Raw genomic sequence first — 20,003 nt, 5'->3', positions numbered from 1 at the left:
ATATATAAATAACAAACATTTTTACCATAAAATTGCATTCAAATTGCTCAAGTAGCTTGAAATTAGCCATTTGCGCCTGACCGGGTTTTAAACATACTTTAGCGTTTGAATTAACAAGAAATTTAGTTTAATTTCAGAATACGTAAAGCTTTATGAAAAAAAATAACCGTACCAGTACTGCCCATACCCCCACCGGAAGAAGGAAATTTTTAACAACTGTTACTAAAGCAGTAGGAACTTCTATGGTATTAACTATTCCCGGGCTGAGCTTTGCCGAAAATTCAAGGTCACCAGTTGCGGCCTCCTTAACCGTTAAGCAGGTAATTGATATTATCTTGAAGGAAATTCCGGGAGCTCCTTTTGCTACTACAGTAGATACCCTTAAATCCGGTAGTATGGAACAGGAAGTAACTGGCATTGTAACTACTACTTTTCCTACGGTAGAGGTTATTGAGAAAACCGCCAAAGCCGGAGCTAACCTAATAATTGTGCATGAGCCTACCTTTTACAACGGCCAGGACGACACTAATTGGCTGGAGCAGGATGAAGTGTATCAATACAAAACTAATTTAATAAAGAAATACAAGATAGCTATCTGGCGCTTTCATGATTATTGGCATGCGCATCGGCCCGATGGTATTTTAACCGGATTTTTGGCTACACTGGGTTGGGAGAAGTATTACGATGCCAACAACCCTAGAATAATTACCTTGCCCAAACCTATTACTCTGCGGGCCATAGCCCTGCACGCTAAGGAAAAATTGGGTGCCCCCATGGTACGATTTATCGGTGATCCAGGACAACTTTGCAGCCGCATTGGCCTTTCGCCGGGAGCAGCAGATAGCCGACGACAAATGGCTGCCATCCAACAAACTAAACCAGATTTATTTATTTGTGGCGAAACAAGAGAATGGGAAACAGTGGAACGGGTCCGGGATGGGTTGCAAATGGGTCAGAAAACAGCCTTACTAGTGCTGGGGCATGCCATAAGCGAAGAAACAGGCATGCAATATTTAGTTAAATGGCTGCAACCCAAAGTACCAACCACCAAAATTACGCATATAGCTGCTAAAAATCCGTTTACTTTTGTATAAGCAAAAAAGCAGGAAGGGTTTAACAGGTGCTAAAATGTATTTAAATAAAAAATTTATTTTGGCTATGCCTTTCTAAAGTTTTAGAAAGGCATAGCTAATGAAACTTAAAAATTAGAAGAGCATAGAATAATTAATCTGGTTTTCTATGTTTCTCAGAGGTTTATTTAAAACCTCTCTTCTTACTTGCTCATTTTCCAGCCGATTTAACCGATTTAGAATTTCGGAACACTCGGGCAGGTCATAACTTTCAAAATTTTGGATTTTAAAAGGCATTACCACCTTTTTACTTTCTTCTTTTTTCTCCATTACCAAACGGCATTTAATTTATTGTAAAGCGATAACTATTTTAAATAGCAAAAAATGCCCGGGGAAAGCATAATTCAGTATTTAAACCTGATTTTAAGTAGTAACTGTTATTAGTAAGTAGTAAGCCAGGGTGGATTACGTATTGAATAACCTTATACTTAAAACTATATATTCAGGTTCTACATTATTTGCCTGCTTTATCGATAAAGCAGAAACAGGAGCAAACATAAAGGCCCTAATATGGTAATTATTAAGGCCTTTAAACAGTTAATACAAGTAAAAGTTTTTATTTAAACTTTTACTTTTTTCCATTTACCCTTGCGAAATAAGATATAGCTAACAATAGTTATAGTGGTTTCAGAAACCGGAATGGCTATAAAAACGCCGGTTGGTCCCATGTTTAAGTATTTGGCTAAGAAATAAGAAAAAGGTATCTGAAACAACCAAAAACCTCCTAAGTTTACCCAGGTAGGAGTCCAGGTATCGCCGGCACCATTAAAGGCATTTATCAGCACCATTCCAATACCATAAAAGACATATCCCAAGCTCATAATCTGAATTGCCTGCACCGCTATGCGCCTCACTTCAGAATCATTGGTAAAGAAGGAAACGAAAAAATGCGCTCCAACTAAACTTAATACCGTTATAGCCGCCATGAAAATCACATTATACTTAGCTGTTTTAAGAACCGATTCTTCGGCTCGCTGCACGTGCCTGGCCCCTAAATTCTGACCAACCAAGGTTGAGGCAGCATTACTTAATCCCCAGGCAGGTAATAAGAAAAACATAAGCAAGCGCAAAGCAACCTGATAACCCGCCGAACCCTGATCACCACCTGTAGTTGCCACCACCTGGGCAAGAAAAATCCAGCTACAGGAGGCAATAACAAATTGCAATACAGCCGGTGCTGCAATTATAACCAAAGCTTTTATTTGTGACAAGTCCGGTATTAAGTATCCAATGCGTACTTTTAAGGTATTATTCCCATTAAATAAATGATATATCTGATAAAATACGCCCAAGCCTCGTCCTAAAGTAGTCGCAATAGCAGCGCCGGTAAGCCCAAAAGCCGGCACCGGACCAAAGCCATTGATGAATATAGGGCATAAAATTATATTGGCCAGATTGGCCACCCATAAGCTTTTCATGGCAATGGCAGCATTACCAGCCCCTCTAAAGATTCCATTAATCAGAAACAACAGCATAATAAACAAGCTACTGCCCATCATAATCTGCATAAAGGGAGTACCCTGCCGGGCCGATTCCGGTGATGCCCCCATCAACAATAGTATTTCCTGAGCCTTGATTACGCCTACAACACTAATAATGCTATTCAAAAGCAGGGCTATCAGAAGTGCCTGCATCCCTGCTTTAGCTGCGGCCACCGGGTCTTTCTCTCCTATACGTCGAGCTACTACAGCAGTAGCCGCCATACTTATACCAATAGCCAAGGAATAAATAATGGTTAAAACTGACTCTGTTAAACCAACCGTTTGAATAGCATAACTGCTATTATGCAAATGGCCAACAAAATAAAGATCTACTAAGGCAAAAACAGATTCCATAACCATTTCCAGCATCATGGGAATAGCCAGTAAAACAACTGATTTACGGATGCTCCCAACCGTATAATCTATCTCTTCGCCTTGTAAGGATTGTTTAACAAGTGCGTAGAGAGCCAATAACTTTCCCTGAAATGTTCCAGATTGAGACATGGTTGTAATAAGTTAAATAAATAGAAAAACAGGTAAAGTGCCTCGCACTACCTGCTTAAACAGATGAGAAAAGGGAGAGTGCCCTATTGTTCCGCAGAACGGGCTACCAAAGCAATCATAAACTTAAAATATTGATAGGCAAAGATATAGGGTTTTACAATCTATCTGACAAACTTTTCCTGAAAATTTTAAGCCTTCCCACAAACAACTTAAACTTTCTATTTCAATGTAGTAATTTACTACCTATAAAGTACTTCCCACTCTCTCTAAGGGCTTTTTTATAGAAGCTAAAATAAATGCAAAACTTGTTTAACTATTTATAAACTAGACGCGGTAAGTTTGGTTTTGACAACCGGAATAAGTTGGAAAAACAGGAAAAAAAATTGAGTAACTTAAAAAACAAGAAAGGCGCAAATAAGAGGATTGCTATTGACAACCAGGGCATATAGGTGTTACTATAATAGTGCACTTTCACTCATTATGCTTTCATCCGGCGTCTTATCTTTATTTCTTTTTTGATATCCCAAATCAATACCATTCCAAAAACAAAAACAGGAGCAATAAAGGAAATAATTACATAGGTGTTCATAGCAAATAATTTGTGGAGGTGCTGGAGTAAAAAAATAAATTATTTGGTATATATCCAGAAATTTAGACAAATTCCTTCTTTTGCTCGACGAATGTACTAAGTTACTAGTTTAATAAAATTTACCATATTCCATCCTTGGTTCTAAAGTACCATTAACCTTACTGGCTTATTAGATAATTAGCTTATTTTAATAGCGTATGCTTTAGTAGGTTTATTAGTAATTTCAGAGGAGGCAGATAAAACCGCCTATTCTGTCAGGAATATTTACCGACTCTTACGAAGCTAAAAATTTCCAAACTGGTTGATAAAAGGAAACAAGTATAAACATAAATATCCTGAAGTAGGCTCCAGGATATTTATGAGTTAATTAAAAATTTTGTTACTGACTTGATTGGTGAATTAAGGATTAGTTGACCACAATCCTGCTTCCTTAATAAATACCCGGCGGTTTAGTTTAAGTTGCGCAATAATTAATTCGGCTAAATCTTCCGGTTGGGCTACTTTATCCGGATTTCCATCAGTTAACTTTAAATCAACCGCTAATTCGGTAGCAATGGTACTTGGCGTTAAGGCACTCACCCGAATATTATGCTTGCGGACTTCTTGCATTAAAGATTCCGTTAAGCCCAGAACAGCAAATTTAGAAGCGCTATAAGCACTGGTTGCTGCCGCTCCGCGCTGACCAGCAGTTGAAGAAATATTAATAATATCACCGGTTTTGCGCTCAATCATGGCAGGCAATACGGCACGGGTGGTATAGTAAACTCCCAATAAGTTAACTTTGATAATATTTTCCCAGGCGGAAGGCTCCAAATCCAAAAACTTACCAAAAGCGGCTGTACCAGCATTATTTATTAAGATGTCAATAGCACCTAATTCTTGTGTAGCTTTTTCTACTGCGGCATTTACAGAGTTAATATCAGTGATATCAGCAGTAATTACTAAAGCCTTTACACCTAATGCTTCCACCTGGGTTGCTACTTCCTGCAACTGACTTTCTGTACGGGCTAATAACGCTACCTGCACACCTTCTTTCGCCAAGGCTATTGCTACTGCTTTACCAATACCTTTGCCGGCACCGGTAACTAAAGCTATTTTACCTTTTATAGATTCCATTATTATTTTTTATTTAATGTATATACAACTATTGTATACACAAACATACAATAAAAAGTTTATTTATCGTATTCCTAAGAATATTTTATTCCCCTCAAACCAGCAGAGTTGAACAAGACAAATTAAAATTCCTTATCAGGAAGGAAGAATTAAACATGGGACTAGAGGCCATACCCCAGTATTTTTTAAAGAATGGCCGGGATAGAAAAAGATCAGGTAAAGTCTCCTTCCGGCATCATGAGGTATCATCATTATAAAGCAGGTGCTGTAGCTGATGTTGAATTTAAAATTATTGAAGCACTTACAAACGACAGTTAGCGGGTAAACGAAAAGTTTGGTTACAAATACACTTCGGCCCTGGGAGAACTAAGCAGGATAAAACAATTCTGTAATGATTACTTGGATAAGATACAAAGCCTACAAATATTACTGTATTAAAAGCCTTACCAGCTTTGCTAACTATAGGTAAAAAGTTTAACTTATACTTTAAAAGCAATTAAAACCAGAATAACACAAAACAAATAGTCGCTAATTCCCCAAAGCCCAAAAGTTTCTAATGAAATATAATCGTCGCAAATTTATTGGTTTGTCAGCTCTGGGCTTACCTTTTCTAGCCGCTCCAAAGAACTTTGGCCATGCCTTATATCAACCCGAGATTACCAAGGAAAACGCGCCGATAGTAATAGCAACCTGGGATTTTGGAGTAGCAGCTAATGCTGCTGCCTGGAAAGTATTAAAAGAAGGTGGTCTGGCCCTGGATGCAGTTGAACAAGGTGTTCGGGTACCGGAAGCTGATCCTACAAACCCTACTGTAGGCATTGGCGGGTATCCGGACCGGGACGGCAAAGTAACGTTGGACGCCTGCATTATGGACCATCTGGGCAATTGCGGAAGTGTGGCCGGTCTAGAACACGTGGTTCATGCTATTTCTGTAGCCAGAAAGGTAATGGAGAAAACGCCGCACGTAATGCTGGTAGGAGATGGAGCACTACAGTTTGCCATGGAGGAAGGCTTTAAAAAAGAAAATCTGCTTACTGCCGAATCAGAGAAAGAGTGGAAGAAATGGTTAAAAACTGCTCAATACAAGCCTATAATTAACATCGAAAACAAAGCCTTTGCGCCTAAACGTTTACCCGGCAACAAATTTAACCATGACACCATAGGCATGCTTGCCCTGGATGCAAATGGCAACCTTTCCGGCGCCTGCACTACCAGCGGCATGGCTTTTAAAATGCACGGGCGCGTGGGCGATTCGCCTATCATAGGTGCAGGCTTATACGTCGACAATGAAATAGGGGGCGCAACCTCTACTGGTGTAGGAGAAGAAGTAATCCGGAATGTGGGTAGCTTTCTGGTAGTGGAACTGATGCGCCAAGGTTATTCACCTGAAGAGGCTTGCAAGGAAGCAGTTATGCGGATAATCCGAAAAAAGCCTGAAACGGCTAAAGAGATTCAGGTAGGATTTCTGGCTCTAAATAAAAAAGGACAATACGGTGCTTATGCTATTCAAAAAGGGTTTTCGTTTGCCGTTTGCCATACTGAGAACCAAAAACTGGTAGTGAAAGGAAACAGTTATTATGGATAGGTCCCTTAAAAAATCACCTCAAACAGCGGCAGTAGTTCTCAATTGGGTATTATAGCAAACTAAAAAGCTTTATTTTAATCCTCGGATGCAGTATAAACTTGAGATTTGTGTAAGCTCTATGCCGTCTGCCCTGAAAGCTCAGAAAGGTGGCGCAGACCGCATTGAGTTATGCGATAATATGGCAGAAGGTGGCACTACTCCTTCTTTTGGGTTAATAAAAGTTTGTAAAGAAAAGTTGACAATCCCTGTTTTTCCTATTATTAGGCCCAGAGGTGGCAATTTTGTGTATACCGCCGAAGAATTTGAAGTAATGCAAACAGATATCCTCGCCTGTAAATCATTAGGCTGCGAAGGGGTGGTGCTTGGACTTTTGAATTTAAATAAAACTATTGATACTGAAAGATGCGCTGCGCTTATTGCCTTAGCCAGACCCATGCAGGTCACTTTTCACCGAGCCTTTGATGCTTGCCATAACCTGGAAAAAGCTTTGGAAGCCATTATTTCGCTCGGTTGTGAACGGGTGCTAACTTCTGGTGGGGAAGCATATGCCGCGCAAGGTCTTTCTAAAATAGAGGCTTTAGTTAAAAGAGCCAAAGATCGCCTGGTAGTTATGCCTGGCTCAGGCATCAATGTAAATAATTTAGCGGATATAGTACTTCAAAGCGGCGCTACCGAGTTTCATAGTACTGCAAAAACAACACTTCCTGCTGCACTTACGCCACCAAAGCTATTTAGCGATTCTCCTTTACTTCAAACTAACAGTAAGCAAGTAAAGGAAATGAAAAATATCCTTTTATCACTTGGCCCCAGTTAACAACTATTTCCTGCTTATATATATTAATACCCTCTACCCAGCCAGCCTGAGTTCCTCATTAATGAGAAGTCTTTGACCATTTATTAATCTTTATAAAATACAACAACAACTACCCTCTCATTTTGCTAATTATAGTCCATTTTGATATATTAAAGAAGGGGTAAAACTAAAATGAATATAACAGAAGAAAACTGGCTTAGATTACCATTACCGTTAATGCCGTTTAATGACTGCATTAATGAATTGACGGATACCCATGTCAGTTTTGTTATTCCATACTTTTCAGAAGAAAGATTTATTCACTTAAGAAGGTATATTTTTACAGACCAACTCTTAAAAGAGGAATTTAGAAGCCACTATATTAAAAGAGATTGCCTGTTATCAAAAGGCTCTTTAACCTATTGCAATCAACCGCATTCCCCCAGCATTTATATTATTTGTTACTTTCAATAAGCTTATAGCTGAAAACTTTTATTCAAGTTGCTGGTTCATGGATAGCTTTCGTAAACCATAACTTTCCTAAGTCTAGTATAGTTACATTAATCAGTACAATAGGAATTGCTCTTCTTTCGTCTAATATTTTGCAATAATTCCTTTATTCCCCAATACAAAGCTTTACCAACCTAAGGTTCTTTAACATAGCATCTACCTTTACCTAAAATAGAATATTCATTTCTAATATTCTCAATTTATAAAACTGAACCCATTACTCATAAACACACCTGCTTTCCCACATAAATTAACAATATCCTATTACTATATTCATATAGTACCAAACTTTCAAGATCTATGAGAGTAGAAAGGCTTTACCTTTTGTTTTCAGGCACTTATACTAAAAACAAAGTTGTGATGAAGAAATACTATTAGTAACAGGTATATATTTTATAAGAAATTAATCAAATGAATCCATATATAATATTCAGAGTTAAAGAAGAAGTAGAGGAATTTTGCAGAAAGGTGGATAATGCGCTGGGGTTCCCAAAAGAAATAGCTTTGGCAACAACTATCAGTAATACCACCGGAAATAAAATAACTTACGCTACTTATGCCACGCCCATTAAAAAGTACAACGACGAACAATATGCCTATCCCGTCTCAGATGCCATTCAACATTTAATCCCTGCCGGCAAGGAACTAAGATTTGATTTGGGCAACTGGAATGCAGATGGAATTATATAAAAATAAACCAAACGGGTTATATAACCTTTTATGCTACTTGAAGTCCGTGTATTTGTTACTTCTTAAGAATTATACTTTATATTATTTGGTAGAACACTTTTCCATAATTGTGGACAATATTCGCTGAAAGCGAAGGAGAAAAAACCCAAGGTAATATAAGAAGCTTCATCAGATAAAAAATACAAAAGGATAGCATGAGGGACCTCTTCCGGCTGGCCGCCCCGTTTCACGGGAACTAGATTTTTGATTTGGTTAATTGTCCAGGTTCGCCGCCACTAGTATGGATATTGGTGTAAATAAATGCCGGCCTTACCCCTTTTAACGGGATTCCTTCTTCTGCCACTTCTTTTGAAAGCCCTAGTGTTAGGACATCCATGGCTCCTTTAGAAGAGGCATAATCTACGTACTCGTCTGGGTAACCGGTGCGGACTGCAACAAAAGAAACATTTATGATTGCTCCGCCTTACCGCCATGTTCCGTAAACATCCGCCTGACCGCTTCTGGGGAACAAAGAAAACAACTCGTAATATTATTGCTACACACGCTTTGCATGCGGACATTATCTGTTCCCATTACCCATATCTGCCCTTCCATTGGACCTACATTATTAACCAGCGCCATAACAGAATCAAATCGGGCATCAATACCTTTAAATAAAGCTATGACCTCTGCCTCTAAGGAAACATCCACCTAGAAAGCTTTTGCAATACCACCAGCACTTGTTATTAGACCAAAGAGCTTGATACCAACTTCTTAATTTTTTAAATAGTTACACGCTTAATACCCCATTTGAGCTGTAAGGATCGCGGTAGCTGCCTCAATCTCTCGACTTACCCTTGTTATTACTATTGTCTTTTTCATGGGAGGATTGATTAAATCAGTAGATACTTTATAACAGAAATTGATGGTATTAGCTTGTGGTTACAAGCCATTGCTATCAAAGGCTACTTATCATAAATATTACTAGCTTGCCTGGCATCATTCAGTTCAAATACTAGGGCAAACTATCACGCTTTTCAGGATTCATGATACTGGTTAGGCATTTAAAATTTTAAGAAAAACCTCAAAGGGGCCCACCTGCTCTTTCTGTTGCCTGGCCATTACTCTTGAAATTTGAGTTATATGACTTAAATCATGCGTAACCCAGGTAGCTATTAATTGTTGCAGGCTTACTTCTCCTACTTTTGGATGCATAGCCGTTTTTTGCAAGCTACTTTCGTCAGAACTTAGTTTTTTTAACTCATCCAGGCTGCACTCCCTTAACCGGGAAAACCCTTTTAATAAATCCTGTAGCGAACTGTTTTTCGCTAGGTCAAAATGACCCATCATATCAATTGGAGATAATATTTTATCCGTCGAATCAGATAAGATAATTTTTGCTCTTGTCAGCCAATTTGTTTTCTCGCAAATAATGAGATGAGCCACTATTTCTTTCGGCGTCCAGGTATTCTCTCCTTCATTGGCTTCTATCCATTGGGAGCTCAGGTTATTCAACATAGAGAAAAGAACCTGAGGTGTTCGCTCAAGAACTTCTAATGATTTAGATAAAGAAAATTGCATAGCAAATTAATTTCAGCGTTTAAATATTTTACCTACCCCTTTAGTGAATATTCTTTTTTACCAGTAACTAAATGAACATCAACCAGCATTTTTATTGTTTTTCAAAAACTCCTCGGTGAAATGCTCTTTATGCTTTGATTTTGAAAATTTCTCAGCATTAAACTGTTTTGAGTTTCCTTTGGGAATAGAAAGTGAATCCCATTTTTCTGCCACCATTTTTCCAATAAAAACTATTTGCCCGATATGATAAGGGTAATGGGCTAACTGCCGGTTGATAGCTTCCAATACTGTATGCCCCTGATTACGGATATAAACTGTTTTGCTAAGGTCATCTTCAGATAATGCGTTTAAGGTATCCAAGAGTACTTTCCAGGCTTCATCCCATTTTTGCAACAGCTCCTCCTTGGTGGTAATAGTACTTTCAAATTCTGCATCTCTGTCGCGCCATTCTTTTTCGCCATCAGTTGTCAGGAAATGTGTCCATCTGCTTAACATGTTGCCCCACAAATGATTTACAATAATGGCAATGCTATTGCTTTCTTCGTTGTATTGCCAAAACAGCTTTTCAGCTGGTACTTGAGCAAAAGTTTTTTCTCCGAGCATTTTATAATACTCAAACTGCCTGATCACACTTTCTAAATAATTGGTCTGCATAGCGTTCTGGTTTACTTAATTCAGACAAAATAACTAATGGCCTTCTCCTTGGGGTGGGCCTTACTTTACTTAAAGATTATTTTACTTGCTTGCTACTACTCTTAGCCGTACATAATCAGCATACCAGGCACCATCTTTCAGATTAGTTTCTCTTAGCTGATCTTCCACATCCTGCAACACGGTTTCTACGACATCATTGCTTAAGCCTGCTAGGTAAGAGGTAGCAAACATGCGGAGCCAATTTTTTAATCCGTGTCCATCCTGTAAGAGGGTAGGCCGGTCAAAGTGCGCAGCAAAGGTTACCCGAAACCCTGCTTCTTCCAGCAGCGAGGTATAAGCCGGTAATGAAGGGAAATACCAAACGGTTTTTTCAGCATTACTGATATAGCCTTTGTTCCTCAAGGTACTTTTCAAGGCGTCTATAATACTTGCTACATTCCCTTTTCCACCAAACTCTGCCACAAACCTTCCTCCGTTTTCTTTCAGATTATCGTAGATGCAAGCAATGGCTTTTTTGTAATCCAGTACCCAGTGTAGTGTTGCGTTAGAAAAGATAGCATCAAACTTTTGCTCATAAGTAAAATCAGTCGCCGACTTCACCTCAAACTGAATATCTGGGTACTTTTTAGAGGCGGTTTCAATCATATCAGGTGAGCTATCTATTCCAATAACCGTTGCCTTTCTATCTCTTATCACGGCAGCTAGATCGCCGGTACCGCAGCCCAGGTCCAGTATAAGTTCTCCTTCTTTAGGACTTAAAAGCTCGACTACATCTTGTCCGTACTGCGACACAAATTCGTGCTTGTTATCATAGAGATTCGTATTCCATTTCATGTAGACGTTATTTTACAGGTTTAATAAGCTTTATCTTTTATAGTAGAAAATCAGGGTAGCGTTTTCTATCAGAAGTTATTGCAGCGTAAAATTCCCAACTGCTCGATTTACCTGATTATCTAAACCGAACTTTTCAGCTTCTAGAACATAAACAGTTACTAAATACTGGTGCCACTACCCGCTACTATCGGAGTGGTTTCATCAAAAATACTTATGCCAAATCTTTCAACTCCTTGGGGCAGGTTTTTCCAAAAGAGCTGCGGTAATAGGTTTCTGCCACCAAAGCCTAATCCGTATGATGCCCCTTGGTGTGTAGCCTGACCGCTTTGTCCCTTGCTTTTAAACGTAAAAGTTTGGCCAGACCCGATACCTGCACCCTGCTAAAGCAACAAAAGAGCATGCTATTTTCATTGTTCTTAAATTTTTATAAAAGTGCAGGAATATCCCCATATAGGTGTTACGCTAAAGGTTCAAATGCTTTCGCTGTCTGTTCATTATGGGTCTGAAGCTGCTTAGGAGACAACCCAAAGTGTTTTTTGAACTCATTACTAAAAGCAGATAAACTCTCATAACCTAGTTCATAGTAAATTTCTGACGGCTTCCTTTGAAAATAATCCTAGTTGTTTTGTAGTACTTGTCATTAATAATAATTTAAATATTATTGGCAAGTTTTAAAATAACCCATTGTCAATTATGAAGGATTATTTAAGCTTTCCGATAACGGCTTTGTGTAATTGGCAGCAGGAATGTCGGCCGAAGTTGGCGTTATTTATAATTGATAAAAGATTAAATATATCATCGCTAAATTAAACCCTGCATGACTAGCTATGGCGCCTATTATTGAACCTGTCTTTTTCTTACACTGTATAAAAATTAAACTTGTTATAAACATCGCCAATACCCATAGTATGGATGGAATAAACAAGAACTTCCACCTGTCGTAAATAAAGACAATGCCAAAATGAGCAAGATGTGTTAAGGCAAAAGCTAGGCTATCTATTATAGTGGCTTGCTTCTCTCCTAAACTTACACTAAAACTTGAATGCACAATTCCTCTAAAAAATAGTTCTTCCCCAATTGGGCTAAAGCACATCCCGGTAACAGCAAAAACGATAAAATAAATTAGTTTATCCTGCGCATTTAAATCCGTAGCAATGTTGTAGGACCGTCCAATATACACGAACCAGTTATTCAGCGTATTTGTGTATAAAATATAACCCAATGCAAAAATTATGGCACTGATGGCGATACCGGCCAGGAAAGAATACAGAATCCATGTATAATTTTTCGGCTTGGTAACCCCTATTTGTTTACGCCCTTCTTTAGATAGAAAGATGAAAGGAACAAGAGCAGAAATGGCCATAATAATACCTATGCTACCATAATTGCCAGTTAGGTTTGCATTCAAAACCATCCAAAATCTGGGTACACATATGGCTACTAATAAAATCAATCCAAACACCCAGTTGAATTTAAATAATCTACTCCAAAGAAATCTAAGCTTAGTATTAGCCATTCATTTTAATTTTTACCACCAACGGCATCGCATAAGGATCCGTGCCAGCCGATTACAGCATTACAATTTATAACTCTAATTTGATTTACTTGTGTAGCGTCAGATCAGGCATGGCCATTGTGTAGTGTTGGTAGCAGTTTTATTTAATCATTCGTGATTTCAATTGAAGGTTAATGAAATTTTATAAGGTATATTAAAAACAATACTTAATAAGCCTACTGCGATTGCATTATTATTTATACCTGTTCCATTTGAAGTTATGGCAAATGAAATCTTTTCTTTTACAAAATAGCCATACATGGAATTAAAGCCATCAATGTGTCCGGTGTGTCCATAACTTAATTTTCCTTCAAAAGAAAATTCTCCTATTCCCAACCCATAATCGTCTTTAATTTCTTTCATAGCTTTCAAGCTTGAACTTGAAAGTACCTTTCCATTGAAAACAGCTTCTGCGAATTTAAGTACATCAGTTGGAGTAGAAACAATTGCTCCTGCTCCGGTAAACATAAGCAAATTCGTTTCAGGCTGTTTTATCCAATCATTATCAAATTCATATGAATTAGTCTCATTATGCTCTATTTCAATTTTACCGCCAAAGTATGTATCCCGTAAACCAAGTGGCCTCACTATTTTTTTGTTTAGTATTTCAGCATATGGTTCTTTATAAATTCTTTCAAGGATATAGGACAACAAGACATAATTTGAATTGCTATATGCTGCTTTTGAGTCTGGTTCAAAATCGCTTCCTGCATTTGAAATAATAGCAATCATTTCATCTTCAGTTTTACCTTTAAATTTATATTTTTCATAATCTTCATCTTTAGTGAAATTATGAATGCCGCTTCTTTGATTTAAAAGGGTTCTTATTGTGATTTTATCGGCATTAGTAACTAATGGAAAATACTTTTCGATTGTTTGATCAAGTTTTAATTTTTTTTCATCTATTGCTTTTAAAATCAATATTGCTGTAAATGTTTTTGTGATAGAACCTATTCTATATTTGGTGTTGATTTGTGATTTTCGGCTGGTCTCAATATCGGAATAACCAGTATTTTTAGTATAAACAATTTCTCCATTTTTAGAAATTGCAACGCCCCCCATAAACTTATTACTCAGTTCAAGAGTTTGAAATAAACTGTCAAGTTTGGCAATATTTAAATGTTGGGAGTAGGTTGTACTGATACATAAGCTAAAGACTACTACTGTTATTATTCTTGTAAACATTTATTTCAAATTAAAGTAATGAATGTGATCGTAAGAATTGCCGGTCACCTTTCGCGCCTATGCGTAGGTAAATTTTAAAAGCATTGTTCTTTTCTGCTATCATCCGAATAGTAAAATTATTAGATTTTTCTAATCGCCCAGAATCGTCCACTTTTGCAAATGCGCTGGTAATGGGTGGTAATTTCGTCTGGCATTATTGCATTACTTAAGAACCAGCAAGCTCTGATGCTACCATAGGAATTTTTATTTTATTACTAACAGTTGCCTTATCAGATAATTTGCTTCAAATACTTTCAGAAGTGATTTTTAATATAATTATTTTGCTGAATTCTTTCAGCAACTTTGCTAAGATTACACTTAGTTACAACTGTATCTTATAGCTTAGGTTTGGAATAATTACCGAAAACAGATCACTTTCAATTGTATTCTTCGCTTGGTTATATTTATATCCATAAAAGTCAGCTTGCCCTGTCAGGTTCAAGATTTTCTTACAATTGAAAATCTTATTTTTCCCAATTATTCATGCCGCTAGTTTTTAAAGAGAAAAAACGTTTTATAAAATATAAACTAAGGGACAAATGGTATCAGTTTCGGCCATTTCACCTTTAGGTAAAAGTGCTTGCTGTTATTTATAAAGTTATAGCTATTAAAATAGCTTCTAGTCCTTTCATTATATTGCCAAGGTAAAACTATTCCAAAGACTATCCAGCAACCTACCCATTGTATCTCATGATACATGGTAATATTTAGTATAGTACTTAGAGGAAAAACTTGAATCCTAAATCTACAAAAGCAAAAGCTTTTCTGTAAATAACTTAATGCTTATAAAAAAACGCCTTCCCTAGATTCCTTTGAACAGCTTCGGAGAGGGCGCTTTTTGTTAATTTTTTTTTAATACTAATATTTTTATGCAGTATTAGCTTTTAGGTACCTTCAGTTTACAAACAACCACACTTCAATACCGATACACCGATCCCTTATTCGTCCACCGACATTGCCTAAACACCTTGATAGCGGTATAACTATATTAAGAATTTCATCCCATATCTATCACATAGGCTATTAAGCTTTTCCATATCCGGAGGTCCCGGAGGAAATTGGCTTAGCTCACCAAAAAATTCTTCAAAGCCTTTACCCGGACTTACATACCATAATGTTTTAGCATCCGTCGTCCCAATATTTTTATAAGCATGTGGAATATTGCGGACAAAGTTTAAACAATCGCCTGCAGTTGCATTAAAAACTTCACCTCCAACCATTACTTCAAACTCACCTTCTAAGATGTAAATTACTTCATCCTCATTTTTATGAACATGTGGCGGAATACCCGAACCGGGAGGAGAACTCATTCGAAAAACATAGTTATTGTTTCCTGCCCAGTTATGAAGTATCACCGTTATCTCATGCCCTGATATGTCAAACTTAGCTCCTTCCTGGGAAGTAATTACCTTTGGTATGTTGGTCGCTGTTTCCATCTTTATATTTTTAAATGGTTAAATGCATCCTTATTAAAATTAGTAGCAAATAATTCCTCAATAAATTATGAAAGAACTAGTCTAGCTATAAATTATTGAAATTCAAAGCATTATTAACCAAAAATATACCCATAAGTTTATTTAAATCTGGCAGAACCTTCTTTTCTGGTTTATCAAAAGGATGACTCTTTTACAGATTAAAGTAATCTTTACACCTTTACTTTATTTTGCTACTAACCGGCAATAGCCCAAGTTTAAAAACAAAAATCCTTGCCCAGGCAAATTACAAAGACTTAAAAGAATGGTGGTTTAAAACATCCAAATGCACCTGTTTGCTGCCATTGAACAGCTCATTTATGCGAAGGACGAAACTTTTATTTCTTTTTTATAACAGGTGATAAGAACTTAAAACAAGGTGCTATTACCGCACGTAGCCGGCTTACTTCTACTAGTAGGCAACAGCATAAGTTAAGTTGGCACTGTAATAGGTGATCTGGACAAATACCCTTATAAATTGGCTAAATTGCAGGAACCAAAAACGCATACAAGAAGAGCTAATAAAAAAATGTAATCCTTGTTATACTATATATTTATATGTGACTTTATACCATCAACACTGCATCTTTTAACTAACAACAAACACATTTTATATAAAAAGGCTAACAAACCGGCAGCCTTTTTATTTTTTCCGGGAGGCGCAAACAAGCATAACAGCTAGTTATTAAGCTTCCAATATAGATAATTAACTTCTCATTGTTTTTGCGAAAAAACTTTCCAGAAGAACTATATTTAGTGTAAGGGTGGTAGGGCATTTTTAAATTTTAAAGCCGTAAATATTTGAAGGTTTTTATAAAAACCTGCTAAACAAACAGACTTGAGCTATTCTTTTATAAATGCGGTCTTTTAAGACCAAGAGCATTGGCATAAAACTGTAAATCAACTTTAGGCTCGTTTATCTTTTCTTCCTGCTTAAAACCCTTAGCTAAAAGCCAAACTGCCAGCGACATTTCATAAAGGAAAACAGGTAAGCAAGTAAGGGCTCCTAATACCGAAACCTGAGGGTACATGCCAAACATGACCATTACACCTGAAGCGGAAACAAGTGGTCCGGCTACCATGCCCAATACGCTAATAAAATCTGGAACAAGCCCGGATCGGTAAAGCAAATAACCCGTTATAAAAGTACTGGGCCCCAAAACAATGTTAGGTCCAAACAGGAAGGTCCAATCGTGAAGAGCCACTAATAATTTGGCATTCACCAGGTAAGCGGCGCTGTTTGCGCTGATTTCACCTGGATGCTGCTGTAAAGTTAAAATAGTTAGCAGGCTCATTATGCCAATTATAATGATTGTTGCTTCCAGCAATCGGAAAGTAACCGTGGCTACTGCCATGGATTCATTGTATTTTTTCAGTACCGGGAATAAGGTTACTGCGGTACCGATTACCGCAAAGGCTGTTATAATTTCAAAGAAGGCACCCCACTTGATTTGGGTTGAATTTTCTGCCCCATTCAGGATATAATCCGCATCATGAAGAATAGGATTGTACAGAATAAGGCTTACGATTGCGGCAACTGCTGCTATTATAAAAAACACGCCTGCCGCAATTGCTGTACTTCTGTTCTTTTTCATATCATTATGTTTTCAGAAATTTAGATGCAGATAAGGTTATAATGTACCTATTTCGGTCGCAGGTTTTGAGTTAGGTCGTTTAACTGCAATTATGCTTACAACTATACTCCGGTTGTACATTTCTTTGGAATGTGAGATATTAGTCAGCCCGTGGTTATACCGGATGTCCAAAGTAAACTGCTTTTGTTTTATTGGAAACGTATAGCCGCCTCCCATACCAATTCCTGCCTTCAGGCGCCGGTAGCCATCTCCAGTTTTGTTAAAAGAAATGGCTTTAGTTTGATCAGTGGTTTTTTCTTTCCCAGAAAAATAATATGCAACAGAAGGTCCGGCATTCACGTGTATTCTGCCCAGATGCAAACGGGCCAGTACCGGTAGCTCTAAAGTATTAAACTTGTAAGTTGTTTCATCGGTGGTTAAAGGATTATTTGCTTTCAATATTCCGCCTTTCCGCATATAGTAGAACTCCGTTAGCAGGGAAACATGGGGCGCTAAGCCTATCTGGACAGAAGCACCCGCCTGGATACCTTTAAGTTCCTTTTTAAAATCTGCTACCGATGAATTATCACTACCATAATTCAGATTGGAACTTGCCAATTTGATGATGGGGGTAAAATAGGTTTGGGGAATGGCTTTATTCTCTTTATCCGCTTTTACACCAAGGTCAGTTGTTTGACCGTATGCACTGCTAAAAAGGAAAATCATTCCCAGCGTTGTTTTCATTTTTTTGTTCATAATCATAAATGTTATTGATTTATAGAACAAAAATATAGGGCACCGAAAGGGGCTGCAATTACGATATGCAAAGCGGGACAAGACGTCTGCATCCTGCCGTTTTTAATCTGCAAACGGACATGGTACTATGCCCTGTAGTTGACGAGTTGGAAGAAAGCGTCTTTGTAAGTATCGGAAATAGGAATTAATTCATCGCCTATCTTTATCCGGCTTCGCTCAATGGATTCAATTTTATTTATGGCCACCATAAAGGATTTATGAACCCTGCATAACATGGTGGAAGGAATAATTTTTTCAAACTCGCTAAAGTTTTGCAAGGTCATTATCTTCCTGGTTCCGGTATGAATTCTCCGGTAATCTCTCATTCCCTCAATAAAAATAATTTCATTGAGCAGGACTTTCTCCAGGCGGTTTTCGGTTTTTACAAAAATAAATTCAGGAGGTGAAGCTGCTTGCCGGTTATTCAGGTTTTCCTGGGCTTTATTGGCCGCCTGTAAAAAACGGTTAAAAGTAAATGGCTTCAACAGGTAATCGGTAATGCGTAGTTCATAGCCTTTCAGGGCATACTCCTGGTACGCGGTGGTAATTATTACTTCGCTGTTAATCCTGGTGCTTTCGAGCAAGTCTATACCCGTTAATTCATCCATGTTAATATCCAGGAAGAGCAGGTCTACCTTATTGCTGTTCAGGTACGCCAGGCCGCTCAGTGCATTGTCAAAGGTTGCTGCCAGGTTAAGGAATGGGATCTTGCTCACAAAGTCACTGGTTTTCTCCAGGGCCAGCGGTTCGTCCTCGATGATGATGCAATTAATTTTATTCATGGATTAGGGTTAAGCTTACCTGGTAAATATCGTTTGTCTTCCGGACTTCCAGTTTGTGGTTTTCTCCATAGGTCAGGTTGAGTCGCTTTTGAATCAGTTCGTTGCCTAACCCACCATCTTTAGTATCTGATTTAAAATGAGGATCAAATTTGTTTTCACAAAGTAGCCGGGTCGTTTTTTCTTCAATTAAGATAGTAACGGTAATAGCATTTTCTACCTTTTTATTGGTAGTATGCTTAAACGCATTTTCAATAAAGGAAATAAAAGCCATAGGAACAATCTGCTTATCATCGGCATTACCTGTGACGGTATAATTTACATAACTTTTATTCGCTGTTCTTATCTTTTGCAGGTCGATGTATTTGGCAATGTATTCAAGTTCCCGTGATAAAGCAATTCTATCAGCTTTGGTTTCGTAGAGAATAAACCGCATGATATCGGAAAGCTTATTCAGATACTCGGAAGCACGCACGGCATCTTTTAATATTAACGCATCAATGTTGTTTATGGTGTTAAACAGAAGGTGCGGGTCTAGCTGAGATTTTATTAAAGCCATCTCCATTTCGTAGTTTTTTTCCCGCAAAGCCTCTTTTAATTTAATCTCCTGGAACCAGGTGATAAATCCCTGGATAACTAAAGCAATTATGCCGCAAATACCACCAATAAAAGTAGTCACTAAAATCACTCTTATTGCTGTAGAACGACCATTTCTGCCGCCTGCATCCATATCAATAACATAGCCGTGCTCTATAAAATACCGATGCAGGAAATAGAAAATTGTAGCAGTGGTGATAGCTATGGCTAAGGAAAATACTACGGAAAGGAAATATTTCTTTTGCTGAAGGTACCTGGGGAATAGAAAGAAGCAATAACTAAAATAACAGATAACGGATGGAAGGATAGCGAATAAGGCCAGATTTTTTAGCGCATTGATAATTCTGGGAGCATGATCAATTTCGCCACCCAGGCTACGGTTATAGACAGCAAGGATGATGATAATTAATAACCAATAACATAACCAGAAACCAACGTGAAGCGAAACCGCGAATGATTTTTTCATCCGTTAAAGCTAGCAAATTTCATTTATTTGAACAGGAAAATAGAAATTGCAGGAATTCTGGTAGTGTTCAAATAAAAGAGTTCCTGGCTTATTTG

The 20,003-nt window shown here is 37.7% G+C and carries 21 protein-coding genes; 5 read left to right on the top strand and 16 right to left on the bottom strand.

Features of this window, described 5'->3' with window-relative positions; genetic code table 11:
• The first annotated feature begins 152 nt into the window (after nucleotides 1–152).
• On the top strand, nucleotides 153–1,094 hold the full coding sequence (locus ADHAQ_RS0108255; protein WP_026462527.1) for a Nif3-like dinuclear metal center hexameric protein: 942 nt from the start codon (nucleotides 153–155) through the stop codon (nucleotides 1,092–1,094).
• 111 nt (nucleotides 1,095–1,205) lie between these two features.
• Here ADHAQ_RS0108255 and ADHAQ_RS0108245 read toward each other — a convergent pair whose 3' ends face one another.
• The 3 genes from ADHAQ_RS0108245 to ADHAQ_RS0108230 form a co-directional block, all read right to left on the bottom strand.
• Nucleotides 1,206–1,400: a hypothetical protein gene (locus ADHAQ_RS0108245; RefSeq protein ID WP_026462526.1), complete on the bottom strand. Its 195-nt coding sequence runs from the start codon at nucleotides 1,398–1,400 to the stop codon at nucleotides 1,206–1,208.
• Between the two features lie 290 nt (nucleotides 1,401–1,690).
• The gene (locus ADHAQ_RS0108240; RefSeq protein ID WP_026462525.1) at nucleotides 1,691–3,115 is read right to left on the bottom strand and encodes an MATE family efflux transporter; all 1,425 of its coding nucleotides are present in this window, start codon (nucleotides 3,113–3,115) and stop codon (nucleotides 1,691–1,693) included.
• Between the two features lie 988 nt (nucleotides 3,116–4,103).
• Nucleotides 4,104–4,820: a 3-ketoacyl-ACP reductase gene (locus tag ADHAQ_RS0108230; RefSeq protein WP_026462524.1), complete on the bottom strand. Its 717-nt coding sequence runs from the start codon at nucleotides 4,818–4,820 to the stop codon at nucleotides 4,104–4,106.
• Nucleotides 4,821–5,012: 192 nt separating this feature from the next.
• Between ADHAQ_RS0108230 and ADHAQ_RS28845 the strand changes: the two genes are divergently transcribed.
• From ADHAQ_RS28845 to ADHAQ_RS0108210, 4 genes are all read left to right on the top strand, one after another.
• Nucleotides 5,013–5,138, top strand: a complete 126-nt coding sequence (locus tag ADHAQ_RS28845; RefSeq protein WP_281172326.1) for a hypothetical protein — start codon at nucleotides 5,013–5,015, stop codon at nucleotides 5,136–5,138.
• Between the two features lie 238 nt (nucleotides 5,139–5,376).
• Nucleotides 5,377–6,405 (top strand): glycosylasparaginase, encoded by a 1,029-nt coding sequence (locus ADHAQ_RS0108220; RefSeq protein WP_026462523.1) that lies wholly within the window; start codon nucleotides 5,377–5,379, stop codon nucleotides 6,403–6,405.
• 85 nt (nucleotides 6,406–6,490) lie between these two features.
• Nucleotides 6,491–7,219, top strand: a complete 729-nt coding sequence (locus ADHAQ_RS0108215; protein WP_026462522.1) for a copper homeostasis protein CutC — start codon at nucleotides 6,491–6,493, stop codon at nucleotides 7,217–7,219.
• A gap of 900 nt (nucleotides 7,220–8,119) precedes the next feature.
• Nucleotides 8,120–8,398, top strand: coding sequence for a hypothetical protein (locus ADHAQ_RS0108210; RefSeq protein ID WP_026462521.1), 279 nt, complete (start codon nucleotides 8,120–8,122; stop codon nucleotides 8,396–8,398).
• Nucleotides 8,399–8,633: 235 nt separating this feature from the next.
• On the opposite strand, the gene ADHAQ_RS28840 is transcribed toward ADHAQ_RS0108210, so the two are convergent.
• From ADHAQ_RS28840 to ADHAQ_RS0108150, 13 genes are all read right to left on the bottom strand, one after another.
• Nucleotides 8,634–8,849 (bottom strand): SDR family NAD(P)-dependent oxidoreductase, encoded by a 216-nt coding sequence (locus tag ADHAQ_RS28840; RefSeq protein ID WP_281172386.1) that lies wholly within the window; start codon nucleotides 8,847–8,849, stop codon nucleotides 8,634–8,636.
• Nucleotides 8,846–9,088 (bottom strand): SDR family NAD(P)-dependent oxidoreductase, encoded by a 243-nt coding sequence (locus ADHAQ_RS28835; protein ID WP_026462520.1) that lies wholly within the window; start codon nucleotides 9,086–9,088, stop codon nucleotides 8,846–8,848. Before ADHAQ_RS28835 ends, ADHAQ_RS28840 begins: the two co-directional genes overlap by 4 nt.
• A gap of 345 nt (nucleotides 9,089–9,433) precedes the next feature.
• Nucleotides 9,434–9,958, bottom strand: coding sequence for a DinB family protein (locus tag ADHAQ_RS0108195; protein ID WP_026462519.1), 525 nt, complete (start codon nucleotides 9,956–9,958; stop codon nucleotides 9,434–9,436).
• A gap of 78 nt (nucleotides 9,959–10,036) precedes the next feature.
• Complete coding sequence (locus tag ADHAQ_RS0108190) at nucleotides 10,037–10,612, bottom strand: DUF1572 family protein (protein ID WP_026462518.1); 576 nt, start codon at nucleotides 10,610–10,612, stop codon at nucleotides 10,037–10,039.
• Nucleotides 10,613–10,693: 81 nt separating this feature from the next.
• Nucleotides 10,694–11,446 carry a class I SAM-dependent methyltransferase gene (locus tag ADHAQ_RS0108185; RefSeq protein ID WP_026462517.1) on the bottom strand — a complete coding sequence of 251 codons (753 nt, stop codon included), beginning with the start codon at nucleotides 11,444–11,446 and terminating at the stop codon, nucleotides 10,694–10,696.
• Between the two features lie 457 nt (nucleotides 11,447–11,903).
• Nucleotides 11,904–12,035, bottom strand: coding sequence for an AraC family transcriptional regulator (locus ADHAQ_RS28050; RefSeq protein ID WP_071781165.1), 132 nt, complete (start codon nucleotides 12,033–12,035; stop codon nucleotides 11,904–11,906).
• A 180-nt stretch (nucleotides 12,036–12,215) separates the two neighbouring features.
• Entirely contained in the window at nucleotides 12,216–12,962 is a 747-nt protein-coding gene (locus tag ADHAQ_RS0108180; protein ID WP_026462516.1) for a CPBP family intramembrane glutamic endopeptidase, read from the bottom strand.
• Between the two features lie 159 nt (nucleotides 12,963–13,121).
• A complete protein-coding gene (locus ADHAQ_RS24990; protein WP_084523789.1) occupies nucleotides 13,122–14,186 on the bottom strand; it encodes a serine hydrolase domain-containing protein in 1,065 nt (354 codons plus the stop codon).
• A 1,022-nt stretch (nucleotides 14,187–15,208) separates the two neighbouring features.
• Nucleotides 15,209–15,661, bottom strand: a complete 453-nt coding sequence (locus ADHAQ_RS24985; RefSeq protein WP_051359792.1) for a cupin domain-containing protein — start codon at nucleotides 15,659–15,661, stop codon at nucleotides 15,209–15,211.
• 887 nt (nucleotides 15,662–16,548) lie between these two features.
• Entirely contained in the window at nucleotides 16,549–17,292 is a 744-nt protein-coding gene (locus ADHAQ_RS24980) for a DUF4386 domain-containing protein (protein WP_051359791.1), read from the bottom strand.
• Between the two features lie 36 nt (nucleotides 17,293–17,328).
• Nucleotides 17,329–18,033, bottom strand: a complete 705-nt coding sequence (locus tag ADHAQ_RS24975; RefSeq protein WP_051359790.1) for a porin family protein — start codon at nucleotides 18,031–18,033, stop codon at nucleotides 17,329–17,331.
• Nucleotides 18,034–18,152: 119 nt separating this feature from the next.
• On the bottom strand, nucleotides 18,153–18,848 hold the full coding sequence (locus ADHAQ_RS0108155; RefSeq protein ID WP_026462515.1) for a LytR/AlgR family response regulator transcription factor: 696 nt from the start codon (nucleotides 18,846–18,848) through the stop codon (nucleotides 18,153–18,155).
• Entirely contained in the window at nucleotides 18,841–19,908 is a 1,068-nt protein-coding gene (locus tag ADHAQ_RS0108150; protein ID WP_026462514.1) for a sensor histidine kinase, read from the bottom strand. The genes ADHAQ_RS0108155 and ADHAQ_RS0108150 overlap by 8 nt, the downstream gene beginning before the upstream one ends.
• Nucleotides 19,909–20,003: the final 95 nt, after the last annotated feature.

Source organism: Adhaeribacter aquaticus DSM 16391, from assembly GCF_000473365.1.
GTDB classification, from domain to species: Bacteria; Bacteroidota; Bacteroidia; order Cytophagales; family Hymenobacteraceae; genus Adhaeribacter; species Adhaeribacter aquaticus.
The sequence above is the reverse complement of the archived record's forward strand: the minus strand, read 5'-3'. Positions and strand labels throughout refer to the sequence as shown.